At 28.3% G+C, this 24388-nt stretch carries 18 protein-coding genes; 2 read left to right on the top strand and 16 right to left on the bottom strand.

Translation table 11 applies throughout. The features are described 5' to 3' along the window. The first annotated feature begins 89 nt into the window (after positions 1–89). Complete coding sequence (locus I6E15_RS03970; RefSeq protein ID WP_235244606.1) at positions 90–596, top strand: KdsC family phosphatase; 507 nt, start codon at positions 90–92, stop codon at positions 594–596. A gap of 111 nt (positions 597–707) precedes the next feature. After that, positions 708–1814, top strand: coding sequence for a M20/M25/M40 family metallo-hydrolase (locus I6E15_RS03965; RefSeq protein WP_235244604.1), 1107 nt, complete (start codon positions 708–710; stop codon positions 1812–1814). 69 nt (positions 1815–1883) lie between these two features. Here the strand turns inward: I6E15_RS03965 and I6E15_RS03960 are convergent, their stop codons facing one another. From I6E15_RS03960 to I6E15_RS03885, 16 genes are all read right to left on the bottom strand, one after another. Further along, a complete protein-coding gene (locus tag I6E15_RS03960) occupies positions 1884–2384 on the bottom strand; it encodes a type III toxin-antitoxin system ToxN/AbiQ family toxin (RefSeq protein ID WP_235244596.1) in 501 nt (166 codons plus the stop codon). Positions 2385–2680: 296 nt separating this feature from the next. Then, positions 2681–5032 (bottom strand): autotransporter outer membrane beta-barrel domain-containing protein, encoded by a 2352-nt coding sequence (locus tag I6E15_RS03955; protein WP_235244588.1) that lies wholly within the window; start codon positions 5030–5032, stop codon positions 2681–2683. Between the two features lie 23 nt (positions 5033–5055). Beyond that, entirely contained in the window at positions 5056–8091 is a 3036-nt protein-coding gene (locus I6E15_RS03950) for an autotransporter outer membrane beta-barrel domain-containing protein (RefSeq protein WP_235244535.1), read from the bottom strand. A gap of 72 nt (positions 8092–8163) precedes the next feature. Beyond that, complete coding sequence (locus I6E15_RS03945) at positions 8164–13314, bottom strand: hypothetical protein (RefSeq protein WP_235244520.1); 5151 nt, start codon at positions 13312–13314, stop codon at positions 8164–8166. After that, the gene (locus tag I6E15_RS03940) at positions 13314–13781 is read right to left on the bottom strand and encodes a hypothetical protein (RefSeq protein ID WP_235244518.1); all 468 of its coding nucleotides are present in this window, start codon (positions 13779–13781) and stop codon (positions 13314–13316) included. The genes I6E15_RS03945 and I6E15_RS03940 overlap by 1 nt, the downstream gene beginning before the upstream one ends. Positions 13782–13793: 12 nt before the next feature. Further along, positions 13794–14285, bottom strand: coding sequence for a hypothetical protein (locus I6E15_RS03935; RefSeq protein ID WP_177160313.1), 492 nt, complete (start codon positions 14283–14285; stop codon positions 13794–13796). Next, on the bottom strand, positions 14282–16789 hold the full coding sequence (locus I6E15_RS03930) for a hypothetical protein (protein WP_235244515.1): 2508 nt from the start codon (positions 16787–16789) through the stop codon (positions 14282–14284). Before I6E15_RS03930 ends, I6E15_RS03935 begins: the two co-directional genes overlap by 4 nt. 85 nt (positions 16790–16874) lie before the next feature. Further along, positions 16875–17426 (bottom strand): hypothetical protein, encoded by a 552-nt coding sequence (locus I6E15_RS03925; protein ID WP_235244513.1) that lies wholly within the window; start codon positions 17424–17426, stop codon positions 16875–16877. Between the two features lie 70 nt (positions 17427–17496). Continuing rightward, on the bottom strand, positions 17497–18231 hold the full coding sequence (locus I6E15_RS03920; protein WP_235244510.1) for a hypothetical protein: 735 nt from the start codon (positions 18229–18231) through the stop codon (positions 17497–17499). A gap of 208 nt (positions 18232–18439) precedes the next feature. Continuing rightward, positions 18440–18841: an RrF2 family transcriptional regulator gene (locus I6E15_RS03915; protein ID WP_235244501.1), complete on the bottom strand. Its 402-nt coding sequence runs from the start codon at positions 18839–18841 to the stop codon at positions 18440–18442. Positions 18842–19004: 163 nt separating this feature from the next. Next, entirely contained in the window at positions 19005–19757 is a 753-nt protein-coding gene (locus I6E15_RS03910; RefSeq protein WP_235244488.1) for a YdcF family protein, read from the bottom strand. Positions 19758–19769: 12 nt separating this feature from the next. Continuing rightward, positions 19770–20693, bottom strand: a complete 924-nt coding sequence (gene ctlX, locus I6E15_RS03905) for a citrulline utilization hydrolase CtlX (protein WP_235244480.1) — start codon at positions 20691–20693, stop codon at positions 19770–19772. A gap of 185 nt (positions 20694–20878) precedes the next feature. Further along, entirely contained in the window at positions 20879–21502 is a 624-nt protein-coding gene (gene pyrE, locus I6E15_RS03900; RefSeq protein ID WP_177160320.1) for an orotate phosphoribosyltransferase, read from the bottom strand. Between the two features lie 3 nt (positions 21503–21505). Continuing rightward, on the bottom strand, positions 21506–22711 hold the full coding sequence (locus I6E15_RS03895) for a dihydroorotase (RefSeq protein ID WP_235244472.1): 1206 nt from the start codon (positions 22709–22711) through the stop codon (positions 21506–21508). Continuing rightward, a complete protein-coding gene (gene pyrF / locus I6E15_RS03890) occupies positions 22705–23430 on the bottom strand; it encodes an orotidine-5'-phosphate decarboxylase (RefSeq protein ID WP_235244670.1) in 726 nt (241 codons plus the stop codon). The genes I6E15_RS03895 and pyrF overlap by 7 nt, the downstream gene beginning before the upstream one ends. 33 nt (positions 23431–23463) lie before the next feature. Next, positions 23464–24387, bottom strand: a complete 924-nt coding sequence (locus tag I6E15_RS03885) for a dihydroorotate dehydrogenase (protein ID WP_177160323.1) — start codon at positions 24385–24387, stop codon at positions 23464–23466. Position 24388 lies beyond the last annotated feature (1 nt).

Here is a 24388-nt window from a genome sequence, read left to right as displayed (position 1 = left end):
AAATCTCACTTTTTAGTAATAAAACTTTAATAAATTTTACCTTAAAAAATATGGTATAATAAAATAGATTTAAAACTAGGGAGGTCATTATGATAAAATTAGTAGTTCTTGATGTAGACGGAACTTTAACTGACGGAAAACTATATATTGATAACTTTGGGAATGAGATGAAAGCCTTTGATGTAAAAGACGGTCTTGCTATCTCTCAAAGTATAAAAGCTGGGATAAAATTTGCTATAATCACTGGTAAAACTTCTAAGATAGTAGAAAGAAGAGGGACAGAACTTGGTATCACTGATATTGTCCAAGGAAGTCGTGACAAGATAAAAGATTTGGAAAAAATCCTTGAAAAATACAGTATAACCTATGAAGAGACTGCCTATATAGGTGATGATTTAATAGATTTAAAACCAATGAAACTTTGTGGATTTTCAGCTTGTCCAAGTGATTCTGTAGCTGAGATTATAGAAATCTCTGACTTTGTATCTTCTAAGGCTGGAGGCAATGGAGCTGTTCGTGAAATCTTAGAAAAAATCCTTAAAGACCAAGGGTTATGGGAGAAAATTTTAGCTAATTTTACAGCAACAGTTCAATAATTTTTTAGTTTTTTGATTAATATTAATACATTTTTTTCAAAAAATACTTTATTTTATTAACATTTTATAATATAATATAGTTGGTATAAACTAATAAAAAGGAGTGATCTGATGATAAATCAAGAAAGACTTGTAAATACTTTTCTAACTTATGTACAAATAGACAGTGAAAGTTTAGAAGAAAAAGATTTCGCCCTAAAAGTAGCTGAAGATTTTAAAGCTCTTGGAGCTTGTGTATCTTTTGATAATGCTGGGGAAATAATCGGTGGAAATGTTGGAAACCTATATTGTAAACTTGCTGGAGATTCTAGCTTAGAACCAATCCTTATGTCAGCTCATATGGATACTGTAAAACCAGGAAAAGGAATTAAACCTATCATTGAGGGAAATATAATAAAAACTGACGGAACTACAGTTCTTGGTTCTGATGATAAATCTGGAATAGTTTGTATACTTGAGGCTTTACGTTATGCTAAAGAAAATGGTATCAACCACCCACCTATCGAGGCTGTATTCACAATAGCTGAAGAGATAGGATTAAAAGGTTCTCAAAATCTTGACTACTCTAGAATAACTGCTAAAAAAGGAGTTGTTCTTGACAGTGGTGGAGATGCTGGAAAAATAATATCTGCTGCTCCAGGACAATTAAAATTAACTGGAACTTTCATCGGAAAAGGTGCTCACGCTGGTGTTGCTCCTGAAAAAGGTATCAGTGCTATTCAAATAGCTGCTCACGCTATTTCTAATATGAAACTTCTTCGTATTGATGAAGAAACTACTGCAAACATCGGAACTATCACAGCTAACTATGCTACTAATATTGTTCCTGAAAAAGTTACTATATTTGGAGAAGCTCGTAGTAGAGATAATGCTAAATTAAAAGCTCAAGGAGAACATATGATGAAATGTATCCAAGATGCTTGTGAAAAATTCGGTGGAACATTCGAGGGAGAATTAACTCACTCTTATTCTGGATATAAATACACAGAAGACGACGCTTTCATAAAAGACTTAAAAGCTGCTTGCGTAGCTGCTGGTCTTACTCCAGAACTTGCTGTAAGTGGAGGAGGAAGTGACGTTAACAATATGGTTGAAAAAGGAGTTTTAGCTGTTAACCTTGGTTGTGGAATGGATAAAGTTCACACAGTTAACGAACAAATCACTATTGATAACTTAGTAAATACTACTAAACTTCTTGTAGAATTAATCAGAAAATAATATAACTTTAAAAGAGCTGTTGCAAATATTAATGCCACAGCTCTTTTTATCTCAACTTTTTACTTTTTTTTAAAGAATAAATTCTATGGCTTTTTCTTCCAGTAAAGAAAAATTACAACATCTATTCCAAAATCTACTCTGCTCTTTCTTATTTAAAATTTCTTTATATAATTTTTCAGCTTTTCTATAAATATTATCTCTATTCTCCATTTTATTACACCAATCAAGTTGATTGACCAAAAGTTCTTTATATTTATTATCTTCTTCCAAATTAATATTTTTTTCTATGATTACCTCTTCAATGACAGGGAACATATTATTAAGGTTTATAACTCCAAATTCTCCTTGGTTTATTTTTACAAAATCTAAACTATTTTTCATTGTCAGATGTTTTGGCTTAGGAGATGAAAGGGGGGCAAGATATTTTTTCCTATCAATTTCAAATAAAACTCCTATATATGGTCTTTTATTTTTTATTCCTCTGTTATCCATCACTTTTTCATCATATTTTTTTAAATAGGACATATACTCTTCTGTAACTATATAAAATTTTAGTTTTTTCTTATCCAAAATATACCTCCATATATAATAAAGGAGTGTTTATAAACACTCCTTTACATAACTTTTTTAGCTCCCACTTGCTGGTAGGGTACACCGCTTTTTTAGCTCCCACTTGCTGGTAGGGTACACCGCTTTTTTAGCTCCCACTTACTGGTAGGGTACACCGCTTTTTTTAGTTCCCACTTACTGGTAGGGTACACCGCCTTTTTATTTTCTATATTATACCATTTTATCCTTGGAATTTCAATGCTTTTTATATTTTTTAGGGGGCAATTTGACCCTTTCAAATTTATTTAATATTCTAGTTAAAATCTATATCCAAAGTTAAACTCTACATATCTATTATCATTTTCTCCAAAATCTTTCCCTAGATTAGTAGATACCCATATATTTTCATTGGAATATTTACTACCTATCTTAAAATCTAAACTATCTTTTTCTTCTAAGTTTTCTATCTTATTTCTCTCATTTAAATTTCTATAGGTATAATCTAAATTTTTATCCATATTTCCCAATTCATAAGAGTATGATAATTTAGAGAAAATTTCTAAATCCTTTATACTCTTTCTAATTTCAACACCTAATCTAGGTTCACAAGATATAAAATCTTGTTTTTCTATATCTAATATAAAATTATTTATATTTTCATCAAAACTTTCAGAAGAATAATATCCTAAACTAGCTCCTACAAAAGGCACAAAATCTATATTTTTATTTTTAAAAATTTTAGAAACTTCAAAATAAGAATTTATTCCATAAGAATCAAATTTAGATTTAATCTCTTGACTTCCATACTTTCTAGTATTTTTATGATAGTTATATAATCCCCCAAACCCAACTTTAAATATAGTATCATTTTCTTCTATAATTTTATCTATTCCTACATTAATAGAATGGATTTTAGAATCATCATCATTATCATAATCAATGTTTGAATATCCATATCCTACTGATAGATAATTATCTTTTCTCAGAGATTTTGTCCCTAAAAATCCTGAAGTTAAATTTTTATAACCTAAAATATTTCTATCTGGCTCAACTTTTTGATAATTTTCTAGCAACACAAAATTATTCTCTTTATTTCCAATATTTTCAAGAGAATTAATTCTATTTTCTTCAAATAAACTATTTATATCCAAAATCTCCTTTTGGATATTTCCATAAATTCTAGGCGTTAACTCCTCTAAACTTTTTTCCAATCCCTTGTCATTTGATAAATCTATTCTATCTAAAATATTTTTAGATGCCTCATCTAAAGCTAAGTAATCTTCTTCATTATAATATTTATTAAAAATATTAGCAGTTGGATCTAAATCATCTTTGACAAAATCTTTTAACTCTTTGCCATTTTTTACTAACTTTCCATCTATATTTCCAAAGGAATTTTTCTCTAATAAAGCATCATATAAAATAGAATTCGACAAGACATTTGTATTTTTATCTAAGGTTAATTTTTCTGCTTCAAAAACATCTTCTAATAGATATTCCTCTTTATAACTTCCTTTAGTTATAGTAGAATCTATTTCTAAATTTCCATCTATACTTAGATTTTTACTTTTTATTTTTCCATAACTTCCATTTTCTGATGTTCCTATTTGGTAAAATCCTCTATCCATAGATAAAAATAGATCTCCATTTTTATTGATAACACCTTTATTAATTATTCTTCCGCCATTTATAGCTTTTAATTCTTCGCCTTTTTTTATAATAGTATTATCTTTATCTATATTGATAGTTCCTCTATTTTCTACTATTGAACCATTTCCATCAGCTAACATTGCTCCATCAGCTACTGAAGATAGATTTATCACTGCTCCCTCTCCATTTAAAGCATATCCTCCTGAAAAAGCATACATTCCATAACCTTTATTTTTAATATTGATAGTTCCATTATTTTTTGCTGTTGCTCCATATCCTGCTACCATTCCATAACCATTTTTTTTGCTATCAACATTTATCTTATTATTATTAATAGCACTTCCATTTTTTCCAACAACAAACATACCTATTGCAAGATTATTAGAAGTTACATTGATTGTTTTATTATTTACTCCCAAAGAACTATCTAAATACATTCCAATAGATTTATTATTTGATGATAGATTTATACTTCCATTATTACGGACTATTCCACTACTTCCTGTTGAAAAAATCCCTATTACTTCATTTGGGTCTATTTTTTCCATTTTTGTTACTTCTATTTTTTCTGATTTTATCTCTAAATTATTTGTAATGTCTGAATCTTTACCAAAAATTCCATTAGTTTTATCTCCTGATAAAATTACCTCTGCTTTATTATTTACATTTCCATTTTCTGAGAAAATTCCAAAAGAATAATTATTTAGACTATTTATCTCTATATTTTTAGCTCCTATATCTGTTATTTTTATCTCTCCTGAAATATCAATATTTTTCCCAGAAACTCCAATAACCTTTTCTCCTTTTTTAGACACTGACCAAGAGATTGGTTTATCAGTATTTATCACATTTTCATTATCGTAACTTCCGTCATTTATATTTGGAATTGCTATACTTGGTGGATTAGGAATATTCGGACGAATTGTGACGTTGCTACCTCCGCCACCACCTCCCCCTCCTCCACAACCTGTGAGAGAGAATATCAATGCAGGTATTATTATTTTTATAATTTTATTCATCTTTCCTCCTAGAAAGGTCTGTCCTAAAATTTATAAGTAAAATCTAAACCTATTTTTTCATTATCAACATCATTTACAATCTCTTTTGAATATTTTAATCCAACAGAGTAATCATCATTATAAGTGTATTCTACTCCTAAATTATAAACTAATGAATTTTTATCTAGCTCTCTTTTTTCTTCAGAAAACTTACCTATAATATTTTCTAAATCTATATCCTCTGTACTACTTAAAATATCATAAGAATATTCCATTCCACCAACTAATGATATTTTATTATTACCACTAGCAAAAATATCATATTTTAAATCTACTGCTGTTCCTAAAGTTCCATAATACCCATTAGTCTTATCTCCATTTACAGAGAATTTTCCATTATCTTCCTTATAATCATCTTGATAATAATAAGTAAAGTCTAGATTGATACTAGGATTTACACTAAATCTATCAGTAATATTATAGTTTTTGTATAGAGAGTTATTAAATCCTAAAGTATAGATATTTACATCTCCACTATGTAAATTATCTCCACCAAATCTTTTATTTTCACTTTGGTTATATCCAAAAGATATATCACTTAATAAATTTATATTTTTTATCTTATATTCAGAATAAGCTCTTGCATTCCAAGTTTCTATTTTATTTGAACTTTCATCTGTATAATCTATGCTAGATTTCATATAAGATAGACCTGCTCCAACTCTTAAATTATCTAAAACATATTTATTATATCCAGACATAAATCCATTACTTTCTCTTTCAAAACCTGAATATTTTCCTTGTTCTCCTATTTCAGATTTACTGTTTAAATAACTAAATACAACTCCCTCTTCCTTATTATTTTTTATAAATCCTTTGTATTGTCTGTTTAAATCTTTTGTAATATCTACTACTTGTGCCTCTAAGGTAGTTATATTGTCTATTCCTGTAATTTCATTTAATCTTTCAGAGAAACTTTCATAGTTATCTCCAAGTGAGATATATTTATAGAAGTCTAATTTTTCTCCAGAAACTCCTTCATAAGAATCTTCTAAAATTTTTCCAAGCTCTTTATTTTCAACTATTGTATTGAAATTTTTTCTATTAACATCAGTTAAACTTATAGAATTATTTGTTTTATCTGTTTTTATATCAAATAAATAAGAGCTTGATACAAGATTTCCATTTCCTGTTATTCCACCATCAGCCTCAACATATTTATGGTCAATATATTTTTTCATATCCTTTTCTAACATTCCTACGAAATTAGTAGTATCTACTTTTAAATCTCCATTAAGTCCTATCTTCCCAATAGAAATTATCTTACCAGGAGTTACAACTACTTCATATACTACAACTTTTCCATTCTCCATAATAGGACCTTTTTTATATCCGCCACCTATCTCTATATTGTTTTTAGTATTGTCTATACTGAAGTCTCCATTAGCTCTAATTGTTCCATTGATTACTACTTTACTCGTATCTTCAGTATGAAATATCTCTTTATTTCTTCTATTTTCATAATCTGCAACTGCCTCTTCATAGTCTTTTTTTTGTTCTTCTGTAGCATTGTCTGGTAAAGCTATTGGTGGCATATTAAAATTTATTTCTGTAAGACCATTAAAAGTAGCAGTTGATCCTCCTTCTAACCATGTAGCATAAACGTGTATTCCTTCAAGATTAATAGTAGATTTTATTTCTTCTTTATCTGTACTTAAAATAGGATTTTTATTTTCAATATTAGTATTAAAATAAATATTAGCACCATTTTCTCCTGCTACTGCTATGGCTCTTCCTTTTCTAAGTTGAGTCACCATATTTTTACTTTCATTTACTCCAACAGATATTGTTCCACCATTATTATAAAATTCTCCACCATTAATATTAATACCAATACTTGTCTCTGTTAAATTTGTAAATGATAAAAGCCCTAATTTAAGAAAATTTTTATAAAATAAATATAGATCAACAATATTATTATTATCATCTAGAGCTTTCGCAAAATCTCTTTCAACCTCTATTGTACCTGTATTAATAAATGTAGAATTTTTGCTATTTATACCGTATTTATTATGTTCTCCTATAAAGTCTGCTCCTAAAGCTGATACTCCTATTCCAGAATATCCTTGTGAATAAATATCTCCTCCAATAAATATTTTTCCACTATTTATACTATTTTTAGATTTTCCTAGAGTAGATTCATTTAAAATATTAATCCCATAGTCGTCTCTATAAAAATGAACTCCTATTTGGAGTAAATCTACGGCAACTCCATCAATAAGTTCAAATTGTTTTATTCTTTCTAAATTAATTAGACCTGTATTTTCTACACTACCTTGTTCTAAATTTACCGCTCTTCTATCAGTATCTATTCTTCCACCATTCAAAACTCCAACATCTACAGCTTTAATATATTTAGTGCTATCTATTCCATTAGTTATAGTTCCATTATTTTTAATATCACTAAAAGCTGCATTAATTATATATTTGCCATAATCTGCAAAAGTAATACTTGTTGGTATTAAACCTGCAATATTAACAGGAACTGCTAATACATGTTCAGTAGCTCCCATCTCTATTTGACCATCATTTATAAAACTTACAAAAGAATCTATATCTCCCTTTAATCCTATTAAATTATCATTTCTTTTTAAAGGATTATCTATTCCTGTAATTAAAACTCCTCCATAGTTTGTATTGATTTTTTGATCATAAGACAAAATTTTCCCTATATTATGAATAGTAGCTCCATCTTCTGCATAAATAGCCAACTTAGCATCTGTTTTCCCATTATGTAATCCATTTTCAATTGTATTAGTTTTATAGTTAAAACTTTGTTTAGGAAATAACTCATTCTTATTTTTTTCTTTTATTTTTTCTATCTCTTCATTAGTTGCCCCATTTGGAATTAAAGTAATATTTTGAGGATATAAAGTATAATCTATTCTTTCTGTTATATCTTTACCTTGTACCACAAGATTAGAGTTAAACTTTTCTATTTTATCGACTGTATTTTCTTTAGAATAAACCAATGAAGTCATCGCCAACATAATAAAAAATATTTTCATTTTATTTTTCATAATCTATCTCCCAATTTTTTATAAAAATGTTGCAGATATAAAACTTTTATTAAACATCTACAACATTAAATTTTAATAGAATGTATATACTACTGTAACACTTCCTTTATAATTTCCATAATACTCTTCTGAAATATTTTTGTCTACTTCTAATATACCTTGTACATCATAACGCTCTAGAATACTTTGATCTGTCTGAATAGTAGAATCTTTTTTTACTGTTTTTAAGTCTTTTACTTTTAATTTTCCTCCGTTTTCCATAGGAATTCCATGAGCATTTACTTGATTTATAAAAATAGTATCTTTTTCAACTATCAATTCTTGATTTGTTATTCCTAAATCCTTATCCAAAGTTCCTGTTATTCTAACTTCTAATGGAGTAGTAGTTTTTCCTTCTTTATTAATTATAGGTCCTTCTTCATTTTTAGGTTTTATCTTTCCAAAATCAATAATTCCGTTTGTAATTTTTAAACTTGGTCCTATAGTATTAAAACTAAGTGTTTTATTAAATATTATATTATCATTTAGTTTATCTGTTCCTATAGTTAAAACATTTTGTTCACCATTATTAAATATTTCATATTCTGTATCAGGTTTTAGTTTTTTATACTCTTTTATACTTAATTTTAATTTAAGTGAGTATTCTTTCGGAGCTATCGACCCATCTTCAGTATATTTTACTTCTTTTCCTTTAGTATTAAGAGAAATATATTCACTGCCATTTTTTAAAACTATTTCTCCAACTAATGGTTTTGCATAAATAGAATTTTTGGGTATCGCTTGGACTTCTCCATTTTCTTTAATATTTAACTCTTCTTTTAACAATACTTTTGGTAAACTTTCATATCTTAAATAATCTCTGTATGAAGTGCCCAAATCTACATAAACATATCCGTCTTTTTCAATATTAGATTTAGTTAAATCTATATTTCCTATTCCAACTTCATTTATCTCTTTATAATCACCATAATCTGTTTCGCCACTTCCTCTAAATACTTTTCCATAATATTTTGGATCAAACTTCTCTATAATAATATTTAGTCTATAAGAATTACTATTATCTGAGGCAAATTTAAGTTCAAAAGATTTTTCTATTTTTTCTCCATCATACTTTCCGAATATAGTTTCAAAATCTGCTTTATTATTAGGTATTCCAAAATATAGAACTCCCTTTTGTAATTTTAAAAATTTATTATAATCTTGTATTTCTGTATTATCCTCTATTCTTGTTACAGAAACTAGATTAGTCTCTGGATATTTTATTGGATTTATAATTTTATACCATTTTATAAAATCTAATTTTGTATTACTATTATCTTTTCCTAATGATTTTATATTTGTTACATCTATCATTCCATCATCATTCAAATTACTCAATGCTGTTATAGGATTTTTTAAAATAATTGTTGTGTCTCCTTTATATTTAGCTTCTTTTTTAAATTTAACTATATATCTTTGGTCAAATAAAAAATCTCCTTTTTCATTTGTTGTAGTATCAAGATATCTTATATAGAATTTTATTTCTTTACCTATATCTGAAATTTCATATCCATTATCTAAAGTAAATCTTATATAATTATCCTCTAAATTTTCACGTCCTATTATAAAATTTTTATTTGTTCCAAATTCAATTTTTTTACTTCCATCTTTAGTATTAAGATTATCTATTAAAACTTTTTCCTTATTTTCATCAAATAAAGTCATTTTTAAATTATATAAAGTCCCATCAGCTTTTTTTATAGGGATATCTATTATATCTCCTCTTACTCTTCCCCAAATATTTGATCCTTCTATGTCTCTTGAAAGAGTTCCACTCTCAAAATTACTTTTATTTAATTTTATCCAGTTTTCTCCTTGAGCATCAGTTTTTAAATTTGGATTTTCAAATTCAATTATAGTTTCAACAAAACGTTTAGTTTTTAAATTTAAATAAAGATCTTTTCCTATTTCTCCTCTTTTGTTAGCACCAATATAAGTATAATATTTTTCGTCATTTCCTTTTACAGTCACACCTACTCTTAAAGGATTTTTATTATTTTTTTCTTTATTAATTTCATCATCTACAAGTATTTTAAATTTTCCTTGTGGGATTAGTCTTTCTTGTCTTGGAATAAATAATTTTAACATAGCAGATGTAGCTTTTTCATTTTCTCCTTTAAAGATACTTGTTTCTATTGGATTTTTTTCTTTTATAGCATCCGCCTCATCTTTTTCAAAATAAAGTCTTGCTCCTGTTATTACATAGTTTGGATTTTTTTCACTTACAAGTTTTACCTTTGTTGTAGTCCTTAAATCTATTCCTTCTCCACCAGATTGCTCTGTTATTCTAGTATCTAGATTTCTAAACCCAACTATTCCATAATTTATTATAACATCCTCAGTATAAGCTATTTTAGGATTATATTCATAATCTTTTGTATAGCTTTGTCTTGGTCTAATATCATAATTTCCTACATAATGTATTCCTTCAAATGGTGGAATATCCACTGAGTAAGTTATTCTACTTTCAAATGATTTATCATCATAGTTTGTAATAACTATATCATTTATTTTTTCTCCATCAAAATTATATTTAGATAAACCAAAGTTTAGATATCTATTTCCGCCATCATAAGAAAACATCACCTCATTTTTACTTCCATTTATAGCATTAACTCCATCTCCTCTTAAATAAGTAGAAGAGTTTGTTCCTCCATCTTCTTTAGTTATTTTTATTACCTCATTTGTTCCTCTATTAATACTTAATTTATGCTTTCCTAATGTTTCCCAAGGATAATCTCTGACTTCACTACTAGGTATTATCCACTCTTCTCCATCTAAACTAATATTTTTTATAAATTTTGAGCCATTATTATTTAAAGTTGTTGCCTCGTCTTTTGCAAGATGAACTCTTCTATTGTGAATAATATTACTTATTGCACTACTTGAATTATAATCATAGTAAACAAGAGGATTATTTAATTTTATTTTAGGACTACTAACTGGAAGTTCCGGTTGTATAACTAAATCCAATACATCTACTTTTTTATCTATCCATTCATTTCCAACTTGTACTTGATAAGCAAATTCAAATCTGTATATTACATTTCCTGTTTCTTCTGTTATATCTTCCATTTGTCTTCCATATAATGGATTCGTTACTCCGCCGCAAAAACCAATCACAAAAGTTTTAGAATCTTCATCTCTATCTGTTATTGAAAAATAAATCCATCCTATATGTTTTCCTTTTACACTTTTTATTTCATTCCAACCTTCATCTCCAGATAAACCAACTGATTTAAAATTTCCTGTTTTATAATCATAAATCTCAGGTTCTGTTTTTTTCTCTCCAAAACCATTATCTCCTCTTATTATAAGTCTTGGATTTTTACCCCAGTTAACCCAAGCCTCTTTTTTATTTATTGTTACAAATTTTTCAGGTATTTTTCCTGACCACATAAGTTGTTCTTTTACAAAAGTTCCATCAAATGCATCGTGTTTTGTATTTTCTCTTATCCCTACTTTATTAAAATCATCTATAAATATATCATGCCCTGAAAGCCACTTTGGATTAGTTATAATTAAAGTTCCTCTTGTATTTGCTGGTATTATTTCCTCTCTAGGACTTATTATAATAGTATAAGTGTCTTTTTTTATTATTTTTCTTTTTTCATGTTTTCCTCTATTTATAACTTTCTCATAAATTAAAGTAATTTTAGCCTCTACTACTTGATGAGTAAATGAATTATCCCATCCAGTTATTTTTATCTTATAATATTCATCTGTTTCACTATCTGAAAATACTCCTATTTTTCCTATACTTTTACCTAATACATCATAAAGATTAAATGTAGTTTCAGCTATTTTCCCATCCCAAATATCTGTTCCATTAGTTTTCAGCTTTATTGTTTTGGTAGCTGATTCATTTAATCCTTCTATTGTAGAAGTATCCAAAGATATTTTTAAATCCACACCATCTTGTATTTTATTTACTGTCATCTCTCCGTTTAAAGGCTTTTTTAAAAATTTTCCAGTATTTCTATACTCTTCTTTTAATATATATGAATTATCTATATTAGGAGTTTCTTTTTCTCCATTTACATTTCCTCCTATTATTGTAGGAGATTTCGTTAAAAATGGCTCTGGTTTATCAAAAAGAATTTTTCCATCTGTTCCTATTGGTAAAAATTGTTCTCCATCTCCTTTTATATTAATATTAAATCTATGATTAATCAATTCATAAAAAGTACCATTAAATATTCCACCATAATATCCATATTTTAATTCCACTTTGTATTCATCATCTTCAAATGGTCTTGGTCTTTTTATAAATATTGAAAGATATTTTTCACTATTGTGTTCATCACTTGAAATAATACCTATTAAAGTAGAGTCTTGTCCTGTACTATCTTTCAAAGTTAGAATAGCTTTATAATCTGAATATCCCCCATTTGACTCTGAAAGTTTTATCTCTTTTTCATCTTTTCCATATTTTGAAGTAACAATTGCTCTTATATATAAATTTTTACCTCCGCCTTCTTGTTTTAAAGTTTCGTATAAAACTCTTTCAGGAAATTTCCCACTAAGATTAATACCAGCTTTAACTTCAGTATCTTCTAAATTATAATTTAGTGGCTTTGATACATATAAATTTCCTGATTTTATTGTTATTTTTCTATAATCTTTATTTATGATATCTGATTCTATATTAAGATTTCCATAAGTTTCATTAACTGTCCTTAAAAATAATTGTTTAAAAGCCCCTTTATAAACATTCTTTATCTTATAACTTCCCTTCTCCAAAACATACACATACACACTAGATAGTTGTTCTTTACAATCTATCAAAAGGTATTTTTTTCCATTTTTTTCACCAGACTCAGTTTTTCCATCTACAATCTGATAATTAAATTTTGGAGATTCTTTTATATTTTTTGTAAGATATTTATTTATATTATTTATCACTCTTCTACCATTAGTAGTTGAAATAGAGGGTATCTCATCTAAAGTTTCAGATACAAATACAAGATCATTATCAGTTATTTCTATCTCTCCATAGACTTTTTTACTCTCTACATCAAACTCCATTGGTAGTTCTTTTGATTTTATTTTAGTTACACCTATTTTTAATTGTGATGTTTCTCTTACTTTATCAAGTACAACTTTTGAATCTTTATTCTCATTAGAAAATCCAAAAGCGAATAGAATTAAAAAGAAAAATAAAAATTTTTTTAGCCCTTTCATTATTTTATCACCTTATTTTTTGCCTCTTGTTTTTCGTTAGTATTTTCTCCCTTATACACTGATATCATAATAGGAATTCCTCCCACATATTTTCCCTCTACAACATCAGCTGGTTTACTTTCGGCTTTTATTCTTCTTTGATTAAGAACTGCTGTAAACTCTATATGTGTTATCTTAGAGTTTAAAACAAATTTTTTATATTTATCTTCTACCTCTATTTTTCTTATCATCACAGGATTTTTTCCATTTGTCATCAAACTTTTCTCAACAAATGTAAGCTCTATTATTTTTCCAAAATCTTCCTCATCAGCTTGGATTTCCAAAACTCCTCTTCCAACTATACTATTTCTCATATTTTTAGTATTCATATTTTCAAATTTCATATTTTCAAAAACAGATACTTTTATCTCTGAATAAGAAAATGTTGTGATAAGTAAAAATATCATAGTTAAAATTGACTTTCTCATTTTTCCTCCTAATTAATCGTGAGTTTCCACTGTTAAATATATAATTTTTTCGTGATACCCCTCTTTTGAAATATTTTTTCCCTCTATAACAACATAATTTTCTTTTTCTATCTTTGAATTTATAAATTCATTTGAATAAATTTTAGTATCAACTTCTCCATCTTCGTCAATATCTATCTCTGTTTCACTATAGTTTAGCTTATAATAATCTTTTTTATCAGGCTCTTTATTCATCTCTATTTCAAAGGGAACAACAGCTCTTTGATCATCTATTATCAAAGCTTGTATCTCTGTATCAGATATTATTTCTAATGGTACTTCTATCTCTGTTTCCATCTTCATTATTATTGTTTTTGTTTCAAGAGGCACTGGTTTTCCCTCTGCCTCAGGATTTGCAGGCATACTTGGAAGTAAAGGTATCATTGGTACTATTATATTTTCTCCCTCTGCATATAGACCTATATTAAAAATCAGAAAAAATATTCCAATAAATTTTTTCATCATTTCTTTACCTCCTCTAATTCAAATAAGTAATAGTTATCTCCAGCATTTTCATCTGTATAAGTTAAATCTATCTGTCTTTTATATCTTTTTATATTGTAGTCCTCTCCTAGATACTCAACCTCTATCATATATTTTCCAGCTGTTAAACTATCTATATAGAACTCTCCATTTGATTCAACTGGAATTATTTTTCCAGTTTCTTTTGTTGAAATTTTATTAAGTTTTATTCTTGTATCAGATAATATTGATTGATCTTTATCAAATTTAACTTCTCCCATAAAAGTGATCAAAGGTTTTATAGGAATATAGGCTTTTACTTCAGAACTTCCCATTCCTCTTACTTTTATTTTTGTAGCTTTTCCGTCGTGGCTCGGTCTTCTACTCAAAGCTGTTATTTCGTAATCAGTATAACTTGGGATACCATAGATATATGCCTCTCCATCTTCATCTGTTACTACTTTTTTTTCTCCAAGACTTACTTCTACATCTGATAATTTTTCTTCATCTTTATCAATCTTATTATTATCATTTCTGTCTAAGAAAGCTATTGTTTTTATAGTTGTATTTTCAAGAGAGTTCATATTTTGTAATGGATTTTTAAGACTTATTACTCTATCAATTCCTACATAAGTTCTCTTATCTCCATTTTTCTCAGCAGAACTTCCAAATTCTAACCAGTTGTCAAACTTCAATGTAAATTCAACCATATACTCAGCTCGTTTATCCTCTGAATATCTCATTCCCATAGAGAAATCAAGATTGTCCATCCATCTTGTATTATTTATTTTTAATTCTCCCTCATATTTATTATCCTCATCTAAAGTATTTTCAAGTCTTACTGTAAAATCTTTAAATCCTGTATAATAAAAATCTAAACTATGTCTTGTTTCACCTTTTTTATTATTTTCTATCTCATAACTTGCTAAAAGTGAGTTCCAGCTCTTACTAAACTCCAAACCGTAATAATAATCTGTCTCATCATCTCTATCTTTTTCGTGATACTTAGTATCTTCCAAACTTCCAGTCAATGTTATATTTTCTGTAAGGTCGTAGTCAACATCTATATAGATTTCTCTTTTTTCTTCATAGTAACGTCCATTATCAAATTGTTCATAAGTAATCCCAAAGTTTTTTATATCTGTATCCAAGAAATATCTATGTTTATACTTTCCTTTTAAACTTTCAGTTTCAAATTCATCTTTGTTTATTCCTCTTGTATATTCATAAGAAAGTGTATAAGGATTTCCATCTATTGAGTTTGAATAGATAAGTTCTGTCCCCATCTCTTTTATATATGTCCAACCTCTTTCATACTCCTCTGGATATTGATTCCAAGAAAATCCCATAGTTAGATTATCTGTATATCCATAGTAAATATTTAAGTCAGCTTTATTTCTTTTAGATTCTTTATCCTCTCTTATGGAAATATCATAACCAAATTCACCTTTTTTCTGTTGGTTATAGTCTTCGTTTATTTTTACAAGTTTTTCCCAAATCTTTCCATTAGGTTCATAGATTTTTAAAATAAATTCTCTACCTGATTTAATAAGACTATTGACGAAAGTAACCTTTCCTCCTACTTCATCTTGTACATCTATTGGGAATAGTCCATAGATAAGTTCTACCTTACTTCCAACTGGCACTCTTTCTTCAATTATATATTCTCTACCATCATTAAGAGAATATCCTCTATCTTTTCTAAAAGTCAGTTGTTTTTCTCTGTCCTCTCCATAAACTCCAATACTTAATTCATAGTCCTCTTTTATTCCATAGTAGTTTAATTCAAAATCTTTAAATTTTTTCTCTTTTAAATCGTACTCTGTTATAAAGTTTCCAAATAAAAGTGATCCACTATACTCTAAAGAACCTGACCAGTCATATTTTCTTCCACCACCATCAGAAGATTTTATCATCTCTTTTTCAAGGTTTATTCTTAAGTTTCCTATATCAAATAGTTCTCTTTCTCCCTTGTAAAGTAAAATCTCCTTATTAAGCTCCTCTTTTAGCTCTCTAGTTTTATTATCCAAAATATATTTCATCTCTTTTGGTAAAATAAAATTTGGATTTGTTTTTATTGTAAAATTCTCTTTGTCAATTCTAAACTCTTGGAAAAAATATTCTTTAAATAATTTTTCACAGATAAAATAATCATTGTCTTCAAATATATAAGAACTTTCATCTAATTTTCTTAGGTCTATTACTCTTTTATCTTCGTTAGCATTAAAAAAAATAGTAAGAACTCCTCTGTCATATTTATAGTTCTCAACTCCGACTGCTCTTATAAATTCAAAAAGAGGGAAAAAATACTCGTCCCCTTCCTTTATTACTGTATATGTATAACTATAAGGTATCCCTTTTAATTCTAAGGTATAAGCCCCTATTCTTTCTTCCTCATCACTTATAAAAAATTCTACCCCGTCATAAGCTAGTTTCGTTCCACCGAGGTTACTAGCAAATGTAAGAGAACTTAACAATAAAAATAAAATCGTGGTTATCTTCTTCATAAAATTCTCCATTAATTATTTTTTATATTTTTAATAGAAAAGGGCTATAAGCAATAGCCCTTTTTATAGTTTATTTTATTTTTTATTATTTAACTGTTGCAACTAAGAAAACTTTACCAGAATAATCTCCTGTATTTTTATCAGAAAGATCAGTGTTTATTGTTCCGTTAATTTTTCCTACTACTGTTGTTTGATTAATTTCCATTTTTTTAGTTGCTTTGTCTAGTCCTAAGTTTGCCTCTATTCTATTAGGGTCATTTTCTATTGGATCTTGTTGAGCTGCTGTACTATCTTCATTTTTTAGTATTACTTTACTTACTCCATCTTTGCTTTCAGGGTTTTCAAAAGATGTTAATGACATTGCTAATTCTACTGCGCTATCTACTATTGCTTCTTTAGCTGTAACTTTGTACTCTACTGATGCTTTTGCTATATTATTAGTATAATTCATTTTTGGTAATTCTTTAAAGTCTAGTACTAATGGATTGCCATCAATATCAGTAATTTTAAATAAATCATCAACTATTTGAGCTTTTACTAATACCTCTGCTTTTGATTCTGCATTTTGAGTAGGATTTTCTCCCATTGCCATAGTTCCCATTGCTAATAATGCTGTTACAAATAATAATTTTTTCATAAAAATCCCTCCTATTTTTTTATATACGTTTTTTATAGTTTATAGTTCTTATATAAGAGCTATTTTTAGGCTATTTTTTTATTTTTATCTCTTTTATTACTTTGTCAGTTTCTACATCAGTGATTATTACTTTACTAGCTTTACTTTTTCCTATTCTATTTATCTCGTGGTCAAACTCTAAAGTTTGTCCTTTAAAAGCTCTTGTTTCTCCTATTGTATAAAAATAATTTCTTTTTCCCTCTACTTCTATTTTTAGTCTTACAAGTCTATTTGTTTTATTTGCAAGTTTCATTTTTAGAAAACTTTTCTCACCTTTTTTATATACAGTTGGCTCTGTTGTTTCTATCTTAGGCTCTTTCTCTCCTACATATCCATAAATCCCCATATTAAGATTTACCATTATTACCATTCCAGCACCTATGTTTTGTTCTTCCTCTCCCTTTAACTTTGGTGCTGACATCTGTCTAATATTTAAGAAAGTTCCATAATCTCCAGTCTCAGCATTTTTATCAGCTTTTACATATACTTTAAATTTTTTTGATTCAGTAGGATTTACAGTTACTATCTTAGGATAAACTTCAACCCATTTACTCATATCTTTTACAAGTTTATTATCCGTCATTGCTACAGGAGTTATTTTATAACGAAATGGTATAGTTGTATCATTATAAAAAGTAAATTCTTGATAAGCTCCAGCTTTTATATTTTTATCCAATGTTGTTGGAGAAATATTTATATATGAAAAACTACATACCCAAATCATAAAAAATAAAAAAGTTAAAAATATTTTTCTCTTAGTAAACATAACTCCCACCTCAAAATCTTATTTTTTCTATTATTCATTTCTAATAATCCAATTTTACAACATAAAAGGGGGATATAATCTCCCAATTTCTTTTTCTACTATCACGGTAGAATTTAACTGGACAATTATACCCCCCCCCCATTTGGTTTGTCAAGGTTTTTTTTATTTTTTTTTCTGTTCTTTTTTAAGTATTTTATTCTTAATTAAATTACATCTGTTCTATTAATTCTTTAAACTTTACGTCTTTTAAATCTTGTAGAAATCTTTTTTTGATTCTAACAACATTTTTATATAAAGAGCAATCCACACATTTCCAACGACAATTCTCTGGGTTATCTATACATTTTTTTATTGTCAAATCTTCCACTGCACTTATTACTTCATACAATGAAAGATCCTCTGGTTTTTTTATAACTTCCACTCCACCGTTATTTCCTCTTATGGAGCGAAGTACATTTGCTTTTACAAGTTTTGTTATTGTCCTCTGACCTAGCTTTGGAGGAATACGACACTCTTCCAATACTTGGCTTGATTTTTCTCTTTTGTTAGGTGAAATATATAATTGTAGAACTATCCTTACTTCGTAATCACTTTCTAATGAAAATTTCATTTTATCCCTCCAAATCTCGAATAATTAAAATACTTTTTTCATTATACTATTTTTTATACTTTTTTACAATATCTTTGTTTTTTATTTTATCTTTTTTTAATAAAAAAATAAAATTATATAATTTATATGCGTTATTTATTTTTTTATTTTATAACATTTTTTTCTAATATCTAATCTTATAATAAATCATTCCAAAATATTCCCATAACACAGCAAAAGTATTTTTCAAAGTTGTATAGTTAGGGATAAAATTTTGGATACCAACTATCTCAGTCTGTCCGACAAAACCACAAGGAATAGGATAAAACTCAAATCCCTCCTCTTCAAATACTTTCATACTTCTAGTCATATGGATAGCAGAAGTTACAATTACCCCTCTAGTATAATTTTTCTCTCTCATTATTTCTTTGGTATAAATTGCATTTTCCTTTGTATTTCTACTTCTCTCTTCCAAAATTATATCCTTTTCTGGAATACCTACTGCCACTAAATCTTTCTTATAAACTGAACTTTCACTGACTGTTTTATCTAATACCATTCCCCCAGTTATAATAATAGGTTTTGGATTTTGATGATATAGTTTAGCTGTTGTCATTAATCTTACCATCACACTATTTTTAGGAATATTTCCAACTAAAGTATGACTTTTTATTCCTCCCCCAAGTAAAATATATACATCACTACTATCTATCTCTTTTTCTGTACTAATTTTATAATTATTTTCTAAAGCCACTGTTAAAAAATCTGTTGAAAATTCACAAGAAAGTAAAAATAAAACCACTCCAAAAATATAGGCTAATCTTCCTATGATTTTCTTTCCATTTTTACATAAAATTTTTCCAAAAAATAAAAACCCACCAATAAATAAAAGTGGCGAAAATATCAAAAGTGATATTACTTTGATTATATAAAACATCTTTTCTCCTTTTTAATCTAAGAAAAACTCTGCTATCATACATCTAGCAGAACCTCCACCATAGTTTTCTATAGTTGGAATATCTGAGTAAACTATTTTAGCACTTTCCTCTATAATATTTTTTTGCTCATCATCTAACGAATCATAAGCAGTTTTTGACATTACAAGAATTTTAGAACCATCTTTTTTTCTAAGTTCTATTGCATTTCCCAAAAAATTTTTTGTTTGTTCTCCAGAGATTTCTATTATCTTTTTTCCAGAGTTTATAAAAGAATTTTTAACTATTTCTCTCTCTTTTTCATCTTCAATAGCTGACAGATAGATTATTACATACTCCTCTCCAATAGTTAACATAACATTTGTATGATAGATTGGAGCTTTTACACCATTTACTGTTTGACTTCCAGAAAAGCTAATCCCTTTATATCCCAACTTTTCACAAAATTTCTCAAATAACTCTTTATCTGTTCTTTTAGAGATATTGGCATAAGCTATTTTATTTTTTCTATCAAGGCACATACTACCAGTACCCTCTAAAAATTTTCCCTCATTTTCATATTTTGTAAAATCTATTTTTTCTATTTGATTTTTATCTTTTACAAAGTCAAAAATTTTATCAGTTCTCTCAAGTCTCCTATTTTCAGCATACATTGGATATAGCACCACCTTATTATCTTCGTGTGTGCTAAACCAGTTATTTGGAAAAATACTATCTGGTGTATGCGGCGTCAAACTGTCTTGGATAACCAAAACTTCTATACTTTCACTTCTAAGCTTTTCCACCAAAGTATCAAACTCTTTTTCAGCCTTTTCTTCAAGAATTTTTCTATCTTGATTGTCATTTTTTTGATAAAGATTATCTGCTCCTGTTTCCTCATTATATGTAAAAGCTATGGGTCTAACCATTAATACTCTATTTGTCAAAAAATCTCTCATTTTAAATTTCGCCCTCCTAATTTTATCAATCATTTTATTCTAACATAGACAATAAATTTTTACAATAAAATTAAAAACTCTCACAAAAAAAAGAAAAAAGACAAGGCTTAAATATTATAGTCCTTGTCTTTTCATCACTCTTTAAAAAGATTTTTATCTTTATACTATTTTTTTACTTTTTAAAATTAAACTCCCCAAGTGTTAGGAGATTTATTCCATTTTAAAGCGATTTCTTGTTCTTCTTTGTTTAAGTAGTTTTGTTCTGTTGCAAGTCCGATTAATGTTGTGAAATCAGAAAGGTTAGTTAATTTAACTCCTGCATTTTTAAAGTTTTCTTCAGCTTTTGTAAATTGATATGAGAATATTGCTACAACTTCAACTTCAGTAGCTCCAGCTGCTTTAGCTGCCTCAACAGCTTTTATAGAACTTCCACCAGTAGAGATTAAGTCTTCTATAACGATAACTTTTTTCCCTTCAAAGTCTGCTCCTTCGATTTGTCTTCCAGCTCCGTGGTCTTTTTTCTCAGAACGAATGTAAGCCATTGGTACGTTTAATCTTTCAGCTATAAATCCAGCCCAAGGGATTCCAGCTGTTGCAGTTCCAGCTACTACATCAAATTCTTTATCTTTTAAAACTTCAACGAATCCATCAACTACTACTTTTCTTTCTTCTGGATATCCTATCATTTTTCTGTTGTCACAGTATATTGGACTTTTTATTCCAGATACAAATGTAAATGGTTGTCCTACGTTTAATTTTACAGCTCCTACTGATAATAATGAATGTGCTACTCCTCTTGCTCTATCCATCTTTTACATCACTTCCTTACCAATTTTATTATTTATAAATTTTTTAATTCTTCTTTCGTTGTAAACTACATTTCCTCTAACTAAAGTAGCCATAACTTTTCCACCTCTAGTTCTTCCGTTATAAGGTGTCCAACCGCATTTTGAAACTACTTCTTCGTTAGTTATTTTTTCTTCATTTTTCATATCAACGATAACTATATCAGCGTCATATCCAACTTCTAATTTTCCTTTATTTTTTATTCCAAATATTTTAGCTGGATTTTCACACATAATTTCTTTAAGTTTTTCTAAAGTTATTCTTTCTCCTTTTACAGCTTTTAACATCATTTCTAAAGAAAATTGAACTCCTGGTATTCCAAAAGTTAATTTTTCTGTTTTTTCAGCTAAAGTGTGAGGAGCGTGGTCTGTTCCTATTGTATCAACAGTTCCGTCAACTATTCCTTCCCAAAGAGCTTCGTTGTCCTCTTTAGTTTTAAGTTCTGGTTTCATTCTAAGAAGATTGTCACTTCCTACATATTCTTGATTTAAGAATAGATGATGTGGAGTTACCTCAGCATAAATTTCTAAACCTTTTGCTTTAGCCTCTCTTACCATTTCTATCTCTTCTTTTGTTGATAAATGACAAAGATATACTGGAGTTTTTGCTTTTTCTGATAGCTCGATAGCTTTTGCTACCATTTCTCCCTCAGCGTGAACTGCCACAAGTTTTGAAGATTTAAAAATATTTTCTAATATTTTTTCATCTTCTACAAGCATATTTCCTGTTGAAACATTCATAAATACTTTTGTAGCCACTGCCATATCTTTTACTTTTGCTACTTCTAAAGAGTTGTCGTTTTTACTTCCACCGAAATAAAATCCGTAATCAACATAACTTCTGCCAACGGCATCTCTTTTTTTATCAAGAAGAGCTTCTTCAGTTATTGTATTTGGAATTGTATTTGGCATATCTAAAAAAGTTGTCACTCCACCTTTTGCACAAGCCATACTTCCAGTTTCAAAATCCTCTTTATGAGTTAGCCCCGGGTCTCTCATATGAACGTGAGGGTCGATAACTCCAGGTAAAATATATCCACCTTGAGCATCTATTACCTCTTCACTGATGATATTTATCTCATCAGCTATCTCTTTTATTTTTTCATTTTCTATTAATATATCTTGAAATTTTATTTGTCCGTCAACTTCTACCAATCCGTTTTTTATTAGCATAGACCACCTTCTTTTAGTCCTTCTTCTATTTCTGCTAGAACTAATTTTGTAGCGTTAACTGGGTCTTCATTTTTAGTTATTGGTCTTCCAACTACTAAGAAATCACAACCATTTAATATAGCATTTTTTGGAGTCATTATTCTTGTTTGGTCGTTAGTTGCTGACCAAGCTGGTCTTACACCTGGACATACAGTTCTAAATTCTTTTCCTAAAGCTTCTTTTATATATTTAGCTTCCCAAGGAGAGCAAACTACTCCGTCCATTCCAGCTTCTTTTGTAAGTCTTGCTAAGTTCATAGCAAGTTCTTTAATGCTCGCTTCAGTTAAGAAAGTTTCTTTTACTTCCTCTTCTGATAAGCTTGTAAGAATTGTTACAGCTATTAAAAGTGATTTTTCATTTATTTTTTTAGCTTCTTCTACAACTTTAGACATCATTTTTTTCCCACCAGTTGCGTGTACGTTAAACATAAATACATTTTCTTTTGCAGCGAAAACTGATGCCATCGCTGTTGTATTTGGTATATCGTGGAATTTAAGGTCTAAAAATATTTTTTTACCTTTCTCAGCTAAGTATTCTACCATTTTTCCTTTTGAGTTTAAGAATAATTCTAAACCAACTTTATAAAAAGATGCTGTATCTCCTAATTTTTCTACTAATTCTACTGCTTTATCCATTGTAGGGAAATCTAGTGCTATTATTAATCTGTCCTTTGCATTTATCATCTCTATCACTCCTTAAACTTTTTGTTATTGTTATTTTCTAAAAGCTATTCCTCTTATATCTTGAATATTTTCTAAATTGTTTTCTTCAGCATATTTTTGAAGTCCTGCTTTAACTTCTACTGGAAGTACAGGATTTGGGAAAATTCCAGTTCCGATTGATACCATTGTTGCCCCTGCCATTATAAATTCAACAGCATCTTCCCAAGAATTAATTCCTCCCATTCCAATTATTGGGATATTTACATTTTGTGCCACTTGATAAACCATTCTTACTGCGATAGGTTTTACTGCTGGTCCAGACATTCCTCCCATAGTATTTCCTAAGATTGGTTTTCCAGTTTTTATATCTATTCTCATTCCTAGTAATGTATTTATCATTGATATTGCGTCAGCTCCATTAGCTTCAACAATTTTTGCAATCTCAACTATATTTGTTACATTTGGAGAAAGTTTTACAATTAGAGGTTTTTTAGTTAAAACTTTTTTAACTTCTCTTGTAGTTCTTCCAGCAACTTCTGGATTTGCTCCAAAAGCCATTCCTCCATCTTTTACGTTTGGACAAGAGATATTAAGTTCTACTAAATCTATCTCTTCAATTTCGTTTACTCTTTTTGCAATCTCAACATATTGGTCAACTGTACTTCCGTTTATGTTAGCAATAAGTCTTGTTGTAACTCCCTCTTTTTTTAGTTTTGGTATGATTTCTTTTTCAAAAACTTCAATTCCTGGGTTTTCTAGTCCAACACAGTTTAAAATTCCACAAGGTGTTTCAGCTATTCTTGGTCCCATATTTCCTGTTCTTGGTTCTAGTGTTAAACCTTTTAATGTAATTCCTCCAAGTTCATTTGGGTCAAAATAATCTTTATATTCAAGTCCAAATCCAAAGCAACCAGATGATGTAACTATTGGATTGTCAAATTCTACTCCTAAAAAATTAACTTTTAATCTATTCATT

Origin of the sequence: Fusobacterium perfoetens (assembly GCF_021531475.1) — a bacterium.
In the GTDB taxonomy this organism is placed as follows: Bacteria; Fusobacteriota; Fusobacteriia; order Fusobacteriales; family Fusobacteriaceae; genus Fusobacterium_B.
This window is presented reverse-complemented; position numbering and strand designations above follow the sequence as displayed.